General features: G+C 74.9%; 13 protein-coding genes. 4 read left to right on the forward strand and 9 right to left on the reverse strand.

The window, feature by feature from the left end; translation table 11 throughout:
* The first annotated feature begins 9 nt into the window (after window positions 1–9).
* From KSE_RS29610 to KSE_RS29620, 3 genes are all read left to right on the forward strand, one after another.
* A complete protein-coding gene (locus KSE_RS29610) occupies window positions 10–690 on the forward strand; it encodes a ribonuclease H family protein (protein WP_014139048.1) in 681 nt (226 codons plus the stop codon).
* Window positions 691–859: 169 nt separating this feature from the next.
* A complete protein-coding gene (htpG, locus tag KSE_RS29615) occupies window positions 860–2704 on the forward strand; it encodes a molecular chaperone HtpG (RefSeq protein ID WP_014139049.1) in 1845 nt (614 codons plus the stop codon).
* Window positions 2705–3031: 327 nt separating this feature from the next.
* Window positions 3032–5149 carry a transglycosylase domain-containing protein gene (locus tag KSE_RS29620; RefSeq protein WP_106438068.1) on the forward strand — a complete coding sequence of 706 codons (2118 nt, stop codon included), beginning with the start codon at window positions 3032–3034 and terminating at the stop codon, window positions 5147–5149.
* A 13-nt stretch (window positions 5150–5162) separates the two neighbouring features.
* Here KSE_RS29620 and KSE_RS29625 read toward each other — a convergent pair whose 3' ends face one another.
* The 7 genes from KSE_RS29625 to KSE_RS29650 form a co-directional block, all read right to left on the reverse strand.
* Window positions 5163–6440, reverse strand: a complete 1278-nt coding sequence (locus KSE_RS29625; protein ID WP_014139051.1) for a polysaccharide deacetylase family protein — start codon at window positions 6438–6440, stop codon at window positions 5163–5165.
* A 230-nt stretch (window positions 6441–6670) separates the two neighbouring features.
* Window positions 6671–7168 (reverse strand): hypothetical protein, encoded by a 498-nt coding sequence (locus tag KSE_RS29630; RefSeq protein WP_014139052.1) that lies wholly within the window; start codon window positions 7166–7168, stop codon window positions 6671–6673.
* Between the two features lie 281 nt (window positions 7169–7449).
* Window positions 7450–7878, reverse strand: coding sequence for a DUF6234 family protein (locus KSE_RS29635; RefSeq protein ID WP_014139053.1), 429 nt, complete (start codon window positions 7876–7878; stop codon window positions 7450–7452).
* A 54-nt stretch (window positions 7879–7932) separates the two neighbouring features.
* Window positions 7933–8547 carry a class F sortase gene (locus KSE_RS29640; protein ID WP_014139054.1) on the reverse strand — a complete coding sequence of 205 codons (615 nt, stop codon included), beginning with the start codon at window positions 8545–8547 and terminating at the stop codon, window positions 7933–7935.
* An 83-nt stretch (window positions 8548–8630) separates the two neighbouring features.
* On the reverse strand, window positions 8631–8753 hold the full coding sequence (locus KSE_RS43040; protein WP_157850095.1) for an LPXTG cell wall anchor domain-containing protein: 123 nt from the start codon (window positions 8751–8753) through the stop codon (window positions 8631–8633).
* A gap of 601 nt (window positions 8754–9354) precedes the next feature.
* Window positions 9355–10602: an FUSC family protein gene (locus KSE_RS29645; RefSeq protein ID WP_014139056.1), complete on the reverse strand. Its 1248-nt coding sequence runs from the start codon at window positions 10600–10602 to the stop codon at window positions 9355–9357.
* Between the two features lie 66 nt (window positions 10603–10668).
* Window positions 10669–11511, reverse strand: a complete 843-nt coding sequence (locus KSE_RS29650) for a helix-turn-helix domain-containing protein (protein ID WP_014139057.1) — start codon at window positions 11509–11511, stop codon at window positions 10669–10671.
* 315 nt (window positions 11512–11826) lie between these two features.
* Between KSE_RS29650 and KSE_RS29655 the strand changes: the two genes are divergently transcribed.
* Window positions 11827–12843, forward strand: coding sequence for an LLM class F420-dependent oxidoreductase (locus KSE_RS29655; RefSeq protein ID WP_014139058.1), 1017 nt, complete (start codon window positions 11827–11829; stop codon window positions 12841–12843).
* A 47-nt stretch (window positions 12844–12890) separates the two neighbouring features.
* Here the strand turns inward: KSE_RS29655 and KSE_RS29660 are convergent, their stop codons facing one another.
* Together KSE_RS29660 and KSE_RS29665 are read right to left on the reverse strand one after the other, a co-directional pair.
* Entirely contained in the window at window positions 12891–14513 is a 1623-nt protein-coding gene (locus KSE_RS29660; protein WP_014139059.1) for a chitinase, read from the reverse strand.
* Between the two features lie 163 nt (window positions 14514–14676).
* Complete coding sequence (locus KSE_RS29665; RefSeq protein WP_014139060.1) at window positions 14677–15630, reverse strand: sigma-70 family RNA polymerase sigma factor; 954 nt, start codon at window positions 15628–15630, stop codon at window positions 14677–14679.
* Between the last annotated feature and the right edge of the window lie 64 nt (window positions 15631–15694).

Consider the following 15694-nt stretch of genomic DNA (forward strand, 5'->3'; position numbering starts at 1 on the left):
GATCGGGGGATGGTTGAACGAGTCATCGCCGCCTGCGACGGAGCGGCCAAGGGCAACCCCGGTCCCGCCGGGTGGGCGTTCGTGGTCGCGGACGGGAACGGCACCCCGCAGCGCTGGGCGGCCGGCCCGCTGGGGCGCAACACCAACAACGTCGGCGAACTGACGGCCCTGCAACGCCTGCTGGAGGCCACCGACCCGGCCGTGCCGCTCGAAGTCCGCCTCGACAGCACCTACACCCGGGACGCGGTCACCAAGTGGCTGCACGGCTGGAAGCGCAACGGCTGGAAGACCGCGGCCGGCAAACCGGTCGCCAATCAGGAGCTGATCCAGCGGATCGACGCCCTGCTCACCGGCCGCGACGTCGAGTTCGTCTACGTCCCGGCCCACCAGGTCGACGGCGACCCGCTCAACGCCATCGCCGACAAGGCCGCCAGCGACGCCGCCCGCACCCAGCAGGCCGCCGCCGGCACCGCCCCCGACCTCCCCGTCCCCGACCCGGCCCCCGCCACCCCCGCCCGCCGCGCCCCGGCCAAGCGCACCACCCCCGCCGCCACCACCTCTACCGGCGGCGGCACCGGCCGCACCCTCGCCGCCAAGTTCCCCGGCCGCTGCCCGTGCGGCCGCGCCTACGCCAAGGGCGAGACCATCACCAAGGTCGGCACCAGCTGGGGCCACCCCGACTGCGCCTGACGCCCCCGCCCGGCCGGGTTCCCCCCTCCCGGGCCCCGGCCGGGCCCGGGGGCCCACCGGGGCCCAGGGCGGCGGCCGCGGGTTTGTCCGGGCCGCCGTCGGTGTGTCAGATTGCGACGGAGCGCGTGCTCGCGTACCCGTACCGTCACGCATTGGGAGGAAGGACCCCATGAGCACCGAGACGCTGGAGTTCCAGGCCGAGGCACGGCAGTTGCTGCAGTTGATGGTCCACTCGATCTACTCGAACAAGGACGTCTTCCTGCGCGAGCTGATCTCCAACGCGTCGGACGCGCTGGACAAGCGGCGGCTGGCCGGCCTCACCGACGAGCGGCTGCGGGTCGAGGACCCGCACATCGCCGTCGAGACCGACCAGCGGGCCCGGACGCTGACCGTCCGGGACAACGGGATCGGGATGACCCGGGACGAGGTCGTCGGGCTGATCGGGACGATCGCCCGCTCCGGCACCGCGGAGACGCTGCGGCGGCTGCGGGAGAGCAAGGAGCCGGCCGAGCTGATCGGCCAGTTCGGGGTCGGCTTCTACTCGACCTTCATGGTCGCGGACAAGGTCACCCTGGTCACCCGGAAGGCCGGGGAGGAGACCGGCACCCGCTGGGAGTCGGCGGGCGAGGGCACCTACACCCTGGAGACCGTCGAGGACGCCCCCGAGGGCACCGCCGTCACCGTCCACCTGCGGCCGGAGGACGGCGAGGACGGGCTGCACGACTACGCCGAGCCGTCGACCGTCCGGCGGATCGTCAAGCAGTACTCGGACTTCATCGCCTTCCCGATCCGCGCCGCGGGCCCGGACGGCACCGGCGAGCAGACCCTCAACTCGATGAAGGCGCTCTGGGCCCGCCCGCGCAACGAGGTCGACGAGGAGGAGTACCGGGAGTTCTACCGGCACATCGCGCACGACTGGACCGACCCGCTGGAGACGATCCGGCTGCGCGCCGAGGGCACCTTCGAGTACGAGGCGCTGCTGTTCATCCCGGCCCGCCGCCCGCACGACCTGTTCCAGCGCGACGGCCGCCACGGCGTCCAGCTGTACGTCAAGCGGGTGTTCATCATGGAGGACAGCCGCGAGCTGCTCCCCGACCACCTGCGCTTCGTCAAGGGCGTGGTGGACGCCGCCGACCTGTCGCTGAACATCTCCCGGGAGATCCTCCAGCAGGACCGGCACATCCAGCTGATCCGCCGCCGGCTGGCCAAGAAGGTGATGGCCACCGTCAAGGAGATGATGGCCGCCGACCCCGAGAAGTACCGCACCTTCTGGCGCGAGTTCGGCCCCGCCGTCAAGGAGGGCCTGCTCGACCCCGCCGAGGACCGCAAGGCGATCCTGGACGTCGCCTCGTTCTCCTCCACGGCCGGCGAGGAGCCGACCTCGCTGGCCGACTACGTCGCCCGGATGAAGGACGGCCAGGACAAGATCTACTACATGACCGGCGAGAGCCGCGCCCAGGTCGAGAACTCCCCGCACCTGGAGGCGTTCCGGGCCCAGGGCTACGAGGTCCTGCTGCTCACCGACCCGGTCGACGAGATCTGGGTCGAGAGCATCCCCGACCACGACGGCAAGGAGTTCAGCTCGGTCGCCCGCGGCGCGGTCGACCTGCCCGCCGACGAGGTCCCCGAGGAGCGCACCGGCTCCTACGCGGCGCTGCTCGGCTGGCTGGGCGAGACGCTCGGCGACGTCAAGGACGTCCGGCTCACCACCCGGCTGACCAACTCGCCCGCCTGCCTGGTCAGCGACGCGGACGGCCTCACCCCCACCCTGGAGAAGATGTACCGGGCGATGGGCCAGGACGTCCCGCCCGCCCGCCGGATCCTCGAACTCAACCCGGACCACCCCCTGGTCGGCGCCCTGCGCACCGCCCACGAGGAGCGCGCCGACGACCCGGCCCTCGCCGAGACCGCCGAACTCCTCTACGGCACCGCCCTGCTGGCCGAGGGCGGCGACCTGACCGACCCGGCCCGGTTCGCCAAGCTGCTCGCCGACCGCCTCGCCCGGACGGTCTGACACCCCCTCGCCCGGCCGCGGCCCCGCCCCCGATCGTCCCGGGGGCGGGGCCGCTTCGCCGTCTGCCAGACGACCGCGGCGGGGTGGAGGAACTCGCTCCGATTGTCGGGATGTCGAGTGCGGTCCGCCGTCCCGGTCGAGCGGTGGCTGAGGAACTCCCCAGATCACAGCGTGAATTGACGATCCGTCAATTCACGATCGGACCCGGAGTGGTCCAGGCCACCGGCCGCGCAGTGGTTTTGATCACACCTCGGCCCCCGAAACGCGCGGTCGACTGGTGGCGTCTGAGGAGTGACGAGGGACGCCCGGCGAGGGAGCGGAGTGCTGATGGTGCCTGGCCAGCCAGGGAACGGTGACGAGGCCGCGGCGGGGCCGCCGGAACGCACCGCCCGCGCCGACGCCCGTACCGCCCGCGCGGGTCGGCGCCGTCTGCTGCCCCGCCGGCCCCGTCGGCCCCGTCGGCTGGACTACCCCCGGGCCGGCCGGAGCGGCGTCCGGCGCTGGCTGCCGTCCTGGCGCCAGCTCCTGTTGCTGGCCGGCACCTGCTGCGCGCTGCTGTGCGGCACCGTCGGCGTGCTGTACGCCACCACCGAGGTCCCCACCGACCTGAACGCCTTCGCCACCCAGCAGAACAACGTCTTCTACTGGGCCGACGGCACCGAGATGGCCCGCACCGGCCTGGTCAACCGGCAGGACGTCCCGCTCGACCAGGTGCCCGAGCAGGTCCGCTGGGCGGTGCTGGCCGCCGAGAACGAGACCTTCTACTCCGACCCCGGCATCTCCTTCCAGGGCATCGGCCGGGCGCTCTACCGGATGGGCTCGGGCGGCGACACCCAGGGCGGCTCCACCATCACCCAGCAGTACGTGAAGAACGCCTACCTGAACCAGCGGCAGGACTTCTCCCGCAAGCTCGACGAGATGTTCATCGCGCTCAAGCTCGACCAGCGGGACAGCAAGGAGCAGATCCTCAGCGGCTACCTGAACATCAGCTGGTTCGGCCGCGGCAGCTACGGCATCGAGCGCGCCGCCCAGGCGTACTACGGCAAACACGTCTCCGAACTGAACGTCAGCGAGGGCGCGTTCCTCGCGGCGGTGCTCAAGGGCGCCTCGCTGTACGACCCGGCCCTGAACGCCGACAACCACGCCCGGGCGGTCGACCGCTGGTCCTGGATCCTCGACCGGATGGTGAAGATCGGCAGGCTCTCGGCCGCCGACCGCGCCAAGTACACCGACTTCCCCGAGCCGAACCCCGTCCCGCCGCTGGTCGGCCTGAACGGACAGACCGGCTACCTGGTCGACCTCGCCAAGAGCTACGCGCAGAGCCACGCCGACATCACCCCGGCCCAGTTCGACCTCGGCGGCTACCAGATCCACACCACCTTCGAGAAGCCGAAGGAGCAGGCGCTCACCGAGGCCGTCCAGAGCGCCGCGAAGAAGCTCGACCCCGAGCGCCGCCCCGCCGACCAGAACGTCCACATCGGCGCCGCTTCGGTCGCCGCCGACGGCCGGATCCTCGCCGTCTACGGCGGCCCGGACTACCTCAAGCAGGGCTTCAACAACGCCAACACCGTGAACGTGCCCGCCGGTTCGGCCTTCACCCCGCTGGTGTACGCGGCCGGCCTGGCCCAGGGCGTCCAGCGCGAACGCAACGGCCCCCGCACCCCCGTCCAGCCCACCACCACCTACAACGGCGACAACGGCGTCGACCTGCGGACCCCCGAGGGCCCCTACTGGGGGCGGGACGGCAAGAAGGCCAAGACCACCAACGACGGCGGCCGGAACTGGGGCACCCTCACGCTGCGCGCCGCCGTCGAGCGCTCCGTCAACGGCCCGCTCCAGCAACTCGGCATGGACGTCGGGCTCGACAACGTCCGCCGGACCGCGCTCGCCCTCGGCCTGCTCCCCGAGAGCATGGGCGACCTGACCCCCGCCTACACCCTCGGCAACTCCACCCCCAGCGCGATCCGGCTCGCCGACGCCTACACCGCCTTCGACGCCGACGGCAAGCGCACCGACCCGTACTCCGTCACCTCGGTCACCCGCAACGGCAGCCAGATCGCCGTCGACAAGCCCGCGACCGTCCAGGCCCTCACCTCCCAGGTGGCCGCCGAGGTCGACACCGCGCTGCGCGGCGCCGCCAGGGACGGCCTCGGCCTCGCCAAGGACGGCACCGGCACCGCCAAGGACGCCACCGGCACCGCCAAGGAGGCGAAGGAGGCCGCCGCCGACAGCGGTGCCAAGGCCGGCAGCACCCAGGAGCACGACGCCAGCTGGTTCGTCGGCTACCACGGCGGCGTCTCCACCGCCGTCACCGTCTTCCGGCTCGACCTGAAGACCCTGGAACTGCTCCCGCTGACCGGCATCGGCGGCACCGCGCAGAGCGCCCCCGACGCCGCGATCCCGGCCGGGATCTGGGCCGCCAACGCCAGGGGCACCGCGCGCTGACCCGCCGCGCGGCCTACTTGAGGTAGGTCGGCCAGTCCGGGGACTGCGCCGGGTCCAGGTGCCGGAGCTTCTCCAGCACCTTCGGGTCCTGGACGTCCATCCAGTCGGCCAGCTCCTTGAACGAGACGCAGCGCACCCCGTCCTTCTTGCAGACGGTCTCCATCACGTCCTGGATCGCCTGCATGTAGATGCCGCCGTTCCAGGTCTCGAAGTGGTTTCCGATGAACAGCGGCGCCCGGCTGCCGTTGTAGACCCGCTCGAAGCCGTCCAGGTAGCCCTCCCGGGCCTGCTTCTCCCAGGCCGGGTACTTCTTCGGGTCGCCCGCGGTGCTGGAACCCGACTGGTTGGCAAGGAAGTTGAAGTCCATCGACAGCACCTGGGTGTTGCCGAACGGCAGCAGCTGGAGCGGGAAGTTCCAGATCCCGTCGGCCTTCGACGGCCAGACCTGGAACTCGCCCGGCGAGCTCGCGTCGTACCGCCACCCGTACGACTTCGCCGCCTGCAGCAGGTTCTTCTGCCCCTCCAGGCAGGGCGCCCGGCCGCCGACCAGCTCCTTGGCGTAGTCGAACGGCAGCGGCGCCTCGGCCGCGAACCCGGTGTTGGTCCTCCAGTTCGCGACGAACGCGTACGCCTGGTCGATCTCCTTCTTCCAGTCCTCCACCGTCCAGGTCGAGCCGCCGCCGGCGTCCCCCGCGTCGGTGCAGAAGTGCCCGTTGAAGTGGGTGCCGATCTCGTCGCCGTCCTGCCAGGCCAGCCGCAGCTGCGCCAGGGTCTCCTTGACGTGCTCGTCGGTGGGGAAGGAGATCGCCGCGCTGCCGGCCGGGTGCTTCGGCGCCTGGTACAGGTTCCGCTTCCGGTCCGGGACGAGGTAGATGCCGCTCAGGAAGAACGTCATCGTCGCGTTGTTCGTCTTCGCCAGCTCGCGGAACCGGGAGAACAGGTGGTCGTCGTTCTCCAGCGCGCCGTCCCAGGAGAACACCACGAACTGCGGCGGCTTCTCACCCGGCTTCAGTTTCTCCGCCTTCAACTGGTGCGGCTGCGGCCCGGCGTCGGACGTCGAGCCGTCCCCCAGCGGCTTCACCTTCCCGTCCCACGACGGCGACGCCGCCACCCCGCCGCCCACCCCGTCGCCCGCGCCGCCGGACGCCGCCGCGGCCTCCGGCGACGACGGCGACGGCGACGACGGCGGCGGACCGAGCGCCGGCGCCGGGCCCGTCCCGCCGTCCAGTGCCAGCGTCAGCACCAGCGCGGTCACCGCGCCCCCGGCCAGCACCCCCAGCGCCACCTTCACGGCCCCGCCCCGGAGTCGCGGACGCTCCCCGCCCCTTTGGTTCTTCACTGTTCCGCTGTTCCCCGTCCCGCTCCACCGGACCGCCGCGTCCCGCGACGGAACGACCGGACACCGCATCCTCTTCCTAACGGACGAGTGGGAGAGCGTGATCGGTTGTCACCGACGGCCGCCGGGAACGCCGGAGGGGAGCCGCCGGTGGGATCGGCGGCTCCCCTCGGACGGGGCGGGGGTCAGGCGTCCCAGCCGAGGGAGTAGACCCCGGCGGCCGTGTTGGTGAGGTGCACGGCCCCGGTCAGGCCCTGGTACGCGCCGGTGCCGCCGGTGATCACGCCGTCGAACTGCTTGGGGTACTTCGCGGTCAGCGGGTTGTCGATCGGCACCACGGCCGTGAAGGTCACCTGGTCGCCACCGGTGAAGACCAGGTCGGCGGCGCAGAACGCGGTCACCGAGTCGACCGCGACCGCGTCCTTGGTGCACTGGTCGTACACGGTGGCGACCTGCGCGCCGCTCGCGTCCTTCGCGGCGGCCGTCCCGCCGAAGCCCGCGCCGACCGCGTTGGCCGCGCCCGCCAGCGAGTTGCTGCCGGTGAAGTCGATGGTCAGGGCGGGCGGCGCGGCCCGGTGGGCGTCGGTGGTGGCCGCGCCGGCCAGCGCGGGGACACCGGCGACCACGGCGGCGGCTCCGACGGCGAGCGCGATCAGGCCCTTGGTCTTGGCGGTTCGGGACATGGTTCCTCCAGTTCGGTCCGGGCGGGAACACCCGGGGGCGGGCCCAGACCACCACGCCCTGAGTGCGCACGGTGAGCAGGCGTCACCCTCCGTGTCGCCCGCGCCGAGCCGTCGGACACGCCGTCAGTTCCCTTGCCGCGGAAGGAGAAAGGCCCGATCGGAAACGGATGGCACCGCGGCCGAGAATCACCCGTTCGCACCCGGAACATCCGTGCGCGGGAGGAGCCGCCCGGGGGCGCGCGCAGAGCTCCCGCGCGCTCCATCCCGCTGGGGGACAGGGCTCAGGGGCAGAGGGAGCCGCTGCGGCAGGCCGTGGCACCCGCCGACGCCGGGCCCTGGAGCGGGACGGAGTGGGGGGCGGGGTACGGGTGCGAGTACCCCCGCAGCGAGAGCAGCAGCAGGCCGGCGAACACCAGCACGCCGAGCACCTGCGAGCCGGCCGCCAGCGGCGCGCGCAGGTACAGCGCGAGCCCGGCCAGCACCGCCGCCGCCAGCACCAGGACGCCCTGCCAGACCAGGAAGGAGCGGGTGACCTCGCTGACGACGGCGAACGGCCCGTCGTGCGGCTGCGCCCGCACCAGCAGGACGAACGCGACGAGTTCGGCGGAGAACAGCACCAGGAACAGGCCGAAGTCCGCGCCCAGCGGCATCCGGCGGCCGGGCCGGGACCACGACCGCGGGCCGGGGCGTGCGGAGGAGGTGACCGTCATGGACCCACCCTGCCAGCCCGGCGGCCCGGGGGAACGGCGGTGGGCGCGCGGGGTTCAGGAGACCGCGGTCAGGTGGGCGTAGACCACGGTGTTCGAGTCGTAGCCGGTGCGCCGGTCGTACCGGCCGCCGCAGGTGATCACGCGCAACTCGGCGCGGCCCGCCGGGGCGTACACCTCGGCGGCGGGGAAGGCGGCCTTCGGGTAGGAGCGCACGGCGTCGACGGTGAAGACGGCGGTGCGGCGGTCCTGCCGGGTGACGGTGAGGGTCAGGCCGGGGCGCAGCAGGCCGAGCCGGTACAGCACGCCCGGGCCGCGCCGGTCGTCGACGTGGCCGACCACCACGGCGGTGCCGTCCGCGCCGGGCGCCGGGGCGTCGCGGTACCAGCCGACCAGGTCGCGGCGGCCCAGCGGCGGCGTGGCCAGCGCCCCCGCCGGGTCCAGGCCCAGCGGGGTGAAGGCGGCGTCGACCGCGATCGACGGGATCCGCAGTCGCACCGGGTCGGACGGCCCGAGCGCCGCGACGCCCGGCGCGGGCCGGGCGCTCCCGGCCGCCCCGCCGGGCGACGGCGGGGCCTGCGCGGGTGGGGGCGGGGGCTGACTGGTGGTCAGCCCGTCGTCGACCAGCCAGACACCGGACAGCAGCGCGACGGCCGCGGTGCCGACCCGCACGGTCCGCCGCAGCCGGGCCAGCCGGGCGGCGCGGGCGGCACCGGCATGCCGCCCGCGCCGCCCGGCCGGCCGCTCCGCAGGGGTCAACGGCGGGAGCGGCGGCGCCGGCGGACGACCAGGTAGCCCGCCCCCGCGATCAGGGCGGCGCCGACGGCGACCTCCGCCGGGTTCAGGTCACGCGAGGAGCCGCCCGCGCCGGCCGCCACCCCGCCCTGCGGCGTCCGCCCCGGGCCCGACCCGTTCGCGCCACCGCCACCGCCCGGACCGCCCGTACCGCCGGACCCCGGGCCGCCCTTGCCTGACGGGGAGGAGCCGGTCGACGGCGACGGCGAGGGGGAGACGCCGCTGCCGACGGGGGACGGCGAGACGCTGCCCGAGGGGCTCGGCGACGGGGAGGGCGACGGGCCGGGGCCGTCGTCGACGGCCCGGGCGGAGCCTCGGCACGACGGCGCCGACGGGGGCGGTGAGGACCATCGGCGCACCGCAGCCCACGAGGACGGCAGGGGCGCCGCGCCGCGGGCCGGCGCATCCACCGGCCCAGGACCAGCGCGCCCCGGCCGCCGTCCGGCCCCAGGGCGAACGCGAGCCACGCCACGGCGACGACGGTCATGCCGTCGCCCGGGTCGGACAGCGCGAAGGCCGGCATCAGCCGCCGGAAGGTCCGGTCGGCGAACAGGGCGCGGTAGGGGCCGGGCAGCAGGCGTCCCGCGGTCGCTGAGGGCATGCGGGCCAACGTCGCGCTTCAAGCGGGCTTGAAGTCAAATCCGGTCCGAGGAACGAGTCGTAGCGGGCCGGGGCGGCGAGCAGTCAGGCCGCCTCCTCGCGGGGGCGTCGGCGGCGCGGGCGGAGGCGTTCGCCGCGGGCGAGGCGGCGCAGGGCCGCGAAGCGGGAGAAGCGGTCGCGGTTGGCGACGGCGGCCCGGTCGAGTTCCTCCATCAGGCGGCGGCCGCGGTGCTCCAGGTCGAGCTCGTCCAGGATCCGGTCGACCTCGGCGAGCAGCGAGCCGTGCAACTGCCAGCCCTCCGGCTGTTCCTGGACGCGGCGCAGCAGCAGGTGGGCGACGTTCTCCCGGCAGGCCCAGGCGGCGGCGAGTTCGGCGGCCAGCCGCTGCTCGGCCTCCTCCGCGTTGCGGCTGACCTGCGTGGTGACCAGCACCGCGAAGCTCACCAGCGCCCCGCCGAGGTGCCCGAACAGCTCCTCCAGCGCGACCGCGACGTCCGCCGGGAACAGCCGCTCGCCCGGGTCGCGGCGCTTGGCCAGGTCGGTCAGCGAGCGGGCGATCACCCGGATCACCACCACGCAGATCTCCAGCGTGTCCAGTCCGGTCCGCAGCACCAGCCGGGACAGCAGGCCCTCGCTGATCCGCGGGTTCAGCCGCAGGCTGTCCTCGGCCTGCCGCAGCGCCCCGTCCACCCCGGCGATGGCCTGGTCCAGCCGGCGCGCCTCGTGCAGCCGCTCGGCGGCGCGCTCCACCGGCACCGGCCGCCCCAGCTCCTCGGCCAGCCCGAGCAGCAGGTGCCGGGCCCGCCGGGCCAGGTCCTCGATCGACTCGCCCGCCGTGTCCACCCACACCGGAGGCGCTATCACCAGGTTGAACAGCAGCCCCACCCCCGCCCCGATCACCGTCTCCAGCACCCGGTCCCAGGCTTGCGTGGTGACCTGCGAGACGCCCAGGATCAGCATCGCGCTGATCGCCACCTCCTGGACGAACTCGTCCACCCGGACGAACCGCCCCACCACCAGCGACGCCAGGATGATCAGCCCCAGGCTCCACCAGGACAGCCCCACCACCGTCGAGAACCCGATCGCGATCAGCACCCCGACCACCACCGAGTTGACCCGCCGGACACTCGTGGTCAGCGTCGAGTACACCGTCACCTGCACCACCAGCAGCGCCGTCAGCGGCGCGGTCAGCGGCGCCGGCTCACTGCTCAGCCAGGTCGCCACCACGTACGACAGCGTCGCCGCGACGGTCGCCCGCACCGTCTGCACGACGAACGGGTCCCTGGCCCCACGGCGCACCAAGGCCGCCACCGACTCCGGAACAAAGCGCATGCAGACCCTTCTATCCCCCCGGACGCCCCGTACACCGCAACGCCGCCCGGTGGCGGGCCGCTGACCTCAGGGCGAGCACGCCGCGCCGGGCCCCGGAGGATCGGCCGGTGTCGGCGTCAGCAGGAGCACCAGCGCGGTCGGGTCGTCCACCGGGTGGAACGAGCCGAGGGTCAGCCGGACCGGCGCCCGCCCGGGCGGGTGGGCCAGGACGGCGCGGGCGGTCAGCGGGGCGACCGAGTGGCAGCCCCACCAGTGGCGCAGCTCGGGGACGTCGGCGTCCAGGCGGCGGTACAGCCGCTCGGTGCGCGGGTCGGCGAGGGCCGGGCCGGCCTGCGCGCGGAAGTGCCGGAAGACGTCCATCGCGAGCGGCCGCCAGTCGGGCAGCACCGCGTGCAGGCGCGGGTCGGCGGCGAGCAGCCAGAGCAGGTTGCGGCGGTCGGCCGACACCTCCCCGGGGTCGCCGCACAGCGCCGTCCAGGCCGCGTTCCAGGCCAGCAGGTCGAAGTGGCGGTCCAGCAGGACGGCCGGGCCGGCCGTCCAGGAGTCGAGCACCGGGCGGACGGCGGCGGCCAGCCTCCCCGCCGCGCCCGGATCGTCCCCGGCCGGGGCGGGCTCGTGGTAGCCGGCCAGCCGCAGCGCGTGCCGCAGGCCCGCCGCGTCCAGCCGCAGCGCCCGGCCGACCGCCTCCAGCACCTGCCGGGAGGCCGCCACCCGGCCCTGTTCGAGCCAGGTGTACCAGGCCAGGCCGACCCCGGAGAGCGAGGCCACCTCCTCGCGGCGCAGCCCCGGCGTCCGGCGCCGCGCGGTCGCGGCCAGGCCGACGTCGGCGGGCCGCAGCGACTCGCGGTGGGCGCGCAGGAACGCGCCCAGCTCCCGACCGGTGGCGGTGGCGGTGGCGGTGGTGGGCACGGGCTCGCTCCTCGTCGCGGCTGGGACGCTCGGCACTCCGGCCCAGCGTAGGGCGGGAGAGGGCCGGTTCCGGATCCCGCAACACACTCCTCACACGCCGCCGAACCCCCGGTACCCGGACCGGAGTTCGGGGTGGGGCCGGGCCGGTTCGGGCCGGGCCGTCGGCGCCCGGATCCTATGACCGGGGGTAACCGTACGAACGCCTGGCTGGCCCGCCCGCCCGCCGCCCGCCAGGCTCGGACCGGACGGGGCACCCGGGCCGGCGGCGGCCGCCCGGGCCCCGCCCGCGGAACAGACGAGGAGACCCGCCACACCATGCCCGGAACACCCGGACCCGTACCCGCACCCGTACCCGCCTGGGGCATCACCCTGCCGCTGCCCGGACTCACCCTCGACCGGCACCGCCGCCTGGTCGAACGCCTCCCCGACCTCGGCTACGGCGACGTGTGGAGCGCCGAGGGCGGCGGCACCGACGCGTTCACCCCGCTCGCCGCCACCGCCGCCTGGTCGCAGCGGCTGCGGATCGCCACCGGCATCGTCCCGGTCCACACCCGGGGCCCCGCCGTCCTCGCCCAGACCGCCGCCACCCTCGCCCAACTCGCCCCCGGACGCGTCCTGCTGGGCATCGGCGCGTCCGTGCCCGCGCACGTCACCGACATCAACGGCATCCCGTTCGACGAGCCCTTCAAGCGCACCCGCGACGTCCTGCGCTTCCTCACCGCCGCGCTGCGCGGCGAACACGTCGCCGGCGACTTCGACACCTTCTCCATCGCCGGCTACCGGCTGCCGCACCCGCCCGCCCGGCCCGTCAAGGTCATCCTCGGCGCGCTGCGCCCCGGCATGCTCCGGCTCGGCTTCACCGAGGGCGACGGCGCCATCACCAACCTGCTGCGCGCCCGGGACCTGCCCAAGGTGCTGGACGCGGTCGGCCCGCAGCCGCCCGGCAAGGAACTCGTCGTCAAGGTCTTCGTCTGCCCGACCGAGGACGCCGGGTACGCGCGGCGCGCCGCCCGGCCGTTCCTCGCCTGGATCCTCAACCGCGAGCCCTACCGCAGGTTCCACGAGTGGCTGGGCAACGGCGACCTGCTCGCCGAGACCCACCGCCGCTGGGCCGCCGGCGACCACCCCGGCGCCCAGCGCGCCCTCCCGGACGCCCTCGTCGACGACCTGTTCCTGCACGGCCCGCCCGAGCGGATCCGCGAACGCCTGCGCGAGTTCCTCCTCCCCGGCGTCACCGCCGTCCAGCTCTACGTCTCCCCGCCCCCGGACGCCCTCGCCGTCCCCGAGCGCCTCTTCGACCTGCTCGCCCGCCTCGGCCCGCACGGCGGCTAGGGCCGAGGCGAGGGGCTTCCTCCGGTGCTGCCGGGCCCGTGGCGGGCTCAGTAGTGGGCGCCGAGGTCCTTCCAGGGGCCCCACTCGCCGGTGGTGCCGGGGGCTTCGGCGACCGACCACCACGCGGCCTGCCAGTTGTGGCCCGCCCAGGAGACGGTTTCGCCGCCGGTGTAGGCCAGGGCCGGGCTCCAGGCGGCGGCCGCGCAGGGCTCCGGAGGTGCGGGGCTCGTCACGGTGAGGGTGTAGGCCGTCTCGGCGTGGAAGTCGTTGCCCCGTCCGGTCACCAGCAGCCGGTAGGTGCCGGGGACGGTCGCCGCGGTGGTCGTCAGGGTCAGGGTGGCGGTCGTGCCGATCGGGTTGTTCGGGTAACTGGTCAGGACCATCGAGGGGTTGGCCGAGGCGGTGACCCCGGCCGGGGCGCCGGCGGTCCCGACCGTCACGTACTCCACCGTGGCGTGGTTGACCGCCGCGGTCACCCGGGTGGTCACCGAGGAGCCGGCGACCACGCTGCCGGAGTGCGAGTCCAGGGACATCAGGAAGCTCGGCCCCTCGTCGGTGACCGAGGGGAACGGCCCGGGGGAGGAGGGGGACGGCAGGACCGGCGGCGGGTCGGTGAACGGCTGGAAGGCGTGGCTGAACTGCCAGGGGCCCTGCGCGGTGCCCGAGCAGGAGTCCGAGCCGGCCGTGCCCGGGCAGCCGCCGTTGTCGCGCTGCAGTGCCCGGAACGACAGGGTGCCGACGCCCCGGTCCGCCGCCCAGGCCGCGACGGCGGCGGCGTCGGCGGTGCTGAACGTCTCCTCCGGGCCGTAGTGGTCGACGCCGATCATCTCGGTGATCCCGACCGCGCCCCACAGCTGCGCGTCCGTCCGGGCCGGGTACAGCTGCCGCAGCTGCTCGTGCAGGCACTGCGCGGCGGTCCGGGTGTCGGCGGCCATGTCGTGCCGGGGGCCGTCCCGGTAGTCGAACGTCAGCAGGTTGACGACGTGCACCCGGACGCCGTGGCACAGCGCGTTCTGCAGCACCGCCAGGCCGCCGGGGGTCAGACCGGCGGGGGTGGCGGGCAGGGTGTACGAGAACTGGACGTCGCGGCCGACGGACGCGGCCCAGTCCTCCGTCAGCCGGACCGCCCGGTTGCGGCGGTCCACGCCGCCCGAGTCGGTCAGCGACCGGCCCTCGACGGCCAGGTCGATCCGCTCGGCGTCGTACGCCAGGATGACCTTCCGGAACGCCGCGGCGATCGCCTCGACGTCGGTGCAGCTGTCGGCGAGGTCGGTGCCGGCCCCGCCCGCCGCGTACCCGCCGAACGACAGGACGACGCCGCCGCCGCGCGCCTGCAGGCCGTCGACCTCCTGGCTGTACTTCGGCATCCGGTCGACCCAGAAGGCCGGGGCGCTGGTGTCGCCGTTCCAGTACGGCGTGCAGGAGCCCTTGGCCTCGGTCCGGATCGGCCCCAGCGTCAGGAACCTGTTGCCGGACTGCGCGGCGACGACGGACGGGCTGTCGCCGCTCCGGACGTCGAAGTACGGCGCGAAGACGTGGGCGGGCAGCGGGGCGCCCGCCGCGTCGGCGGTGGCCGTGCCGCCCCCGCCCAGCGTCAGGCCGGCCAGGGCGGTGACGCCGAGGACTCCGGCGAGCAGCGCGCGGAAAGATCTGCGAACGGGTCCGGCCATGGACCGCGCTCCCTTCTCAACTGTGGGGGAGGGTAGCGGACTTGACCCCCGAGGGGCCAAGTCCGGCCCCATGGTCGTGGTCTGGACCACATGCCTGTCAAGACCCCCCCACACGCCGCCGCCATGACGCCGCCGGCCTGCCCCCGCGCCCCCGCCGCGCGGGTCAGGCCGGGCCGAAGGCGCGCAGCTTCTCCGGGTTGGAGATCGCGTGGACGCCGGTGACCAGGTCGGTCCCCGGCGCCAGGTCCAGGACCAGCAGCGCGAACGGGCGGCCGAAGGCGGAGAAGAGCGCGGCCGGCGCGCCGTTGGCGGTCGGCCAGGCGAGGTCGAGGGCGGGGCCCGGGCCGGTGCGCCGCCGGGCCAGGGCGGTGAGCAGCCGGGCGACCTTCGCACGGCCGGTGAGCGGCCGGCGCCCGCCCGGGGCCAGGCCGCCGCCGTCGCCGATCAGCGTGACGTCCGGGGCCAGCAGCCGGAGCAGCGCGGGCAGGTCGCCGCCGAGGGCCGCGGCCAGGAAGCGCTCGGTCACCTGGCGGCGGACCTCCGGGGCGGGCTCGTAGCGGGGGCGCCGGGCCCGGACGTGCTCCCGGGCCCGCTTCACCAACTGCCGCACCGCCGCCGGGGAGCGGCCCAGCACCGCGGCGGTCTCCGCCCCGCTGTAGCCGAACACCTCGTGCAGGACGAACGCCGCGCGCTCCAGCGGCGACAGCGTCTCCAGCACCACCAGCAGCGCCAGCGACACCGCCTCGGCCCGCTCGGCGCGCTCCGCCGGGCCCGCCTGCTCCTGGGCCGCCCGCCCCGGGCCGGCCGGCGGCTCGGGCAGCGGTTCGGGCAGCGGTTCGGGCAGCCACGGCCCGACGTACGCCTCGCGCCGCCGGTCGACCGCCGCCCGCTGCGCCAGCGCCCGGTTGACCGCGATCCGCACCAGGTACGCCTTCGGGTGTTCGACCGGTGCCGCCGCCGGGTCGCCGGTCCGGGCCGACCAGGCCAGCCAGGTGTCCTGCAGGACGTCCTCGGTGTCGGCGACGCCGCCGAGCAGGTCGTAGACCAGGGCGAAGAGCAGCCCCCGGTGCTCCGCGTACTCCCGGGTGGCCCGCTCCGCCGCCGTCTCCGCACCCACCGCGGCACCTCCGCCTGCTCGTTCCGCCCGGGCCTCGCGCCCGGGCCTCGCGCCCGGGCCTCGC

This window comes from Kitasatospora setae KM-6054 (assembly GCF_000269985.1).
Taxonomy (GTDB): Bacteria; Actinomycetota; Actinomycetes; order Streptomycetales; family Streptomycetaceae; genus Kitasatospora; species Kitasatospora setae.

Excerpts from the sequence above, each read along its gene's own strand:
- KSE_RS29610 (WP_014139048.1), top strand. The coding sequence starts at position 10 with ATGGTTGAACGAGTCATCGCCGCCTGCGACGGAGCGGCCAAGGGCAAC.
- htpG (WP_014139049.1), top strand. The coding sequence starts at position 860 with ATGAGCACCGAGACGCTGGAGTTCCAGGCCGAGGCACGGCAGTTGCTG.
- KSE_RS29620 (WP_106438068.1), top strand. The coding sequence starts at position 3,032 with ATGGTGCCTGGCCAGCCAGGGAACGGTGACGAGGCCGCGGCGGGGCCG.
- KSE_RS29630 (WP_014139052.1), bottom strand. The coding sequence starts at position 7,168 with ATGTCCCGAACCGCCAAGACCAAGGGCCTGATCGCGCTCGCCGTCGGA.
- KSE_RS29635 (WP_014139053.1), bottom strand. The coding sequence starts at position 7,878 with ATGACGGTCACCTCCTCCGCACGCCCCGGCCCGCGGTCGTGGTCCCGG.
- KSE_RS29645 (WP_014139056.1), bottom strand. The coding sequence starts at position 10,602 with ATGCGCTTTGTTCCGGAGTCGGTGGCGGCCTTGGTGCGCCGTGGGGCC.
- KSE_RS29655 (WP_014139058.1), top strand. The coding sequence starts at position 11,827 with ATGCCCGGAACACCCGGACCCGTACCCGCACCCGTACCCGCCTGGGGC.
- KSE_RS29660 (WP_014139059.1), bottom strand. The coding sequence starts at position 14,513 with ATGGCCGGACCCGTTCGCAGATCTTTCCGCGCGCTGCTCGCCGGAGTC.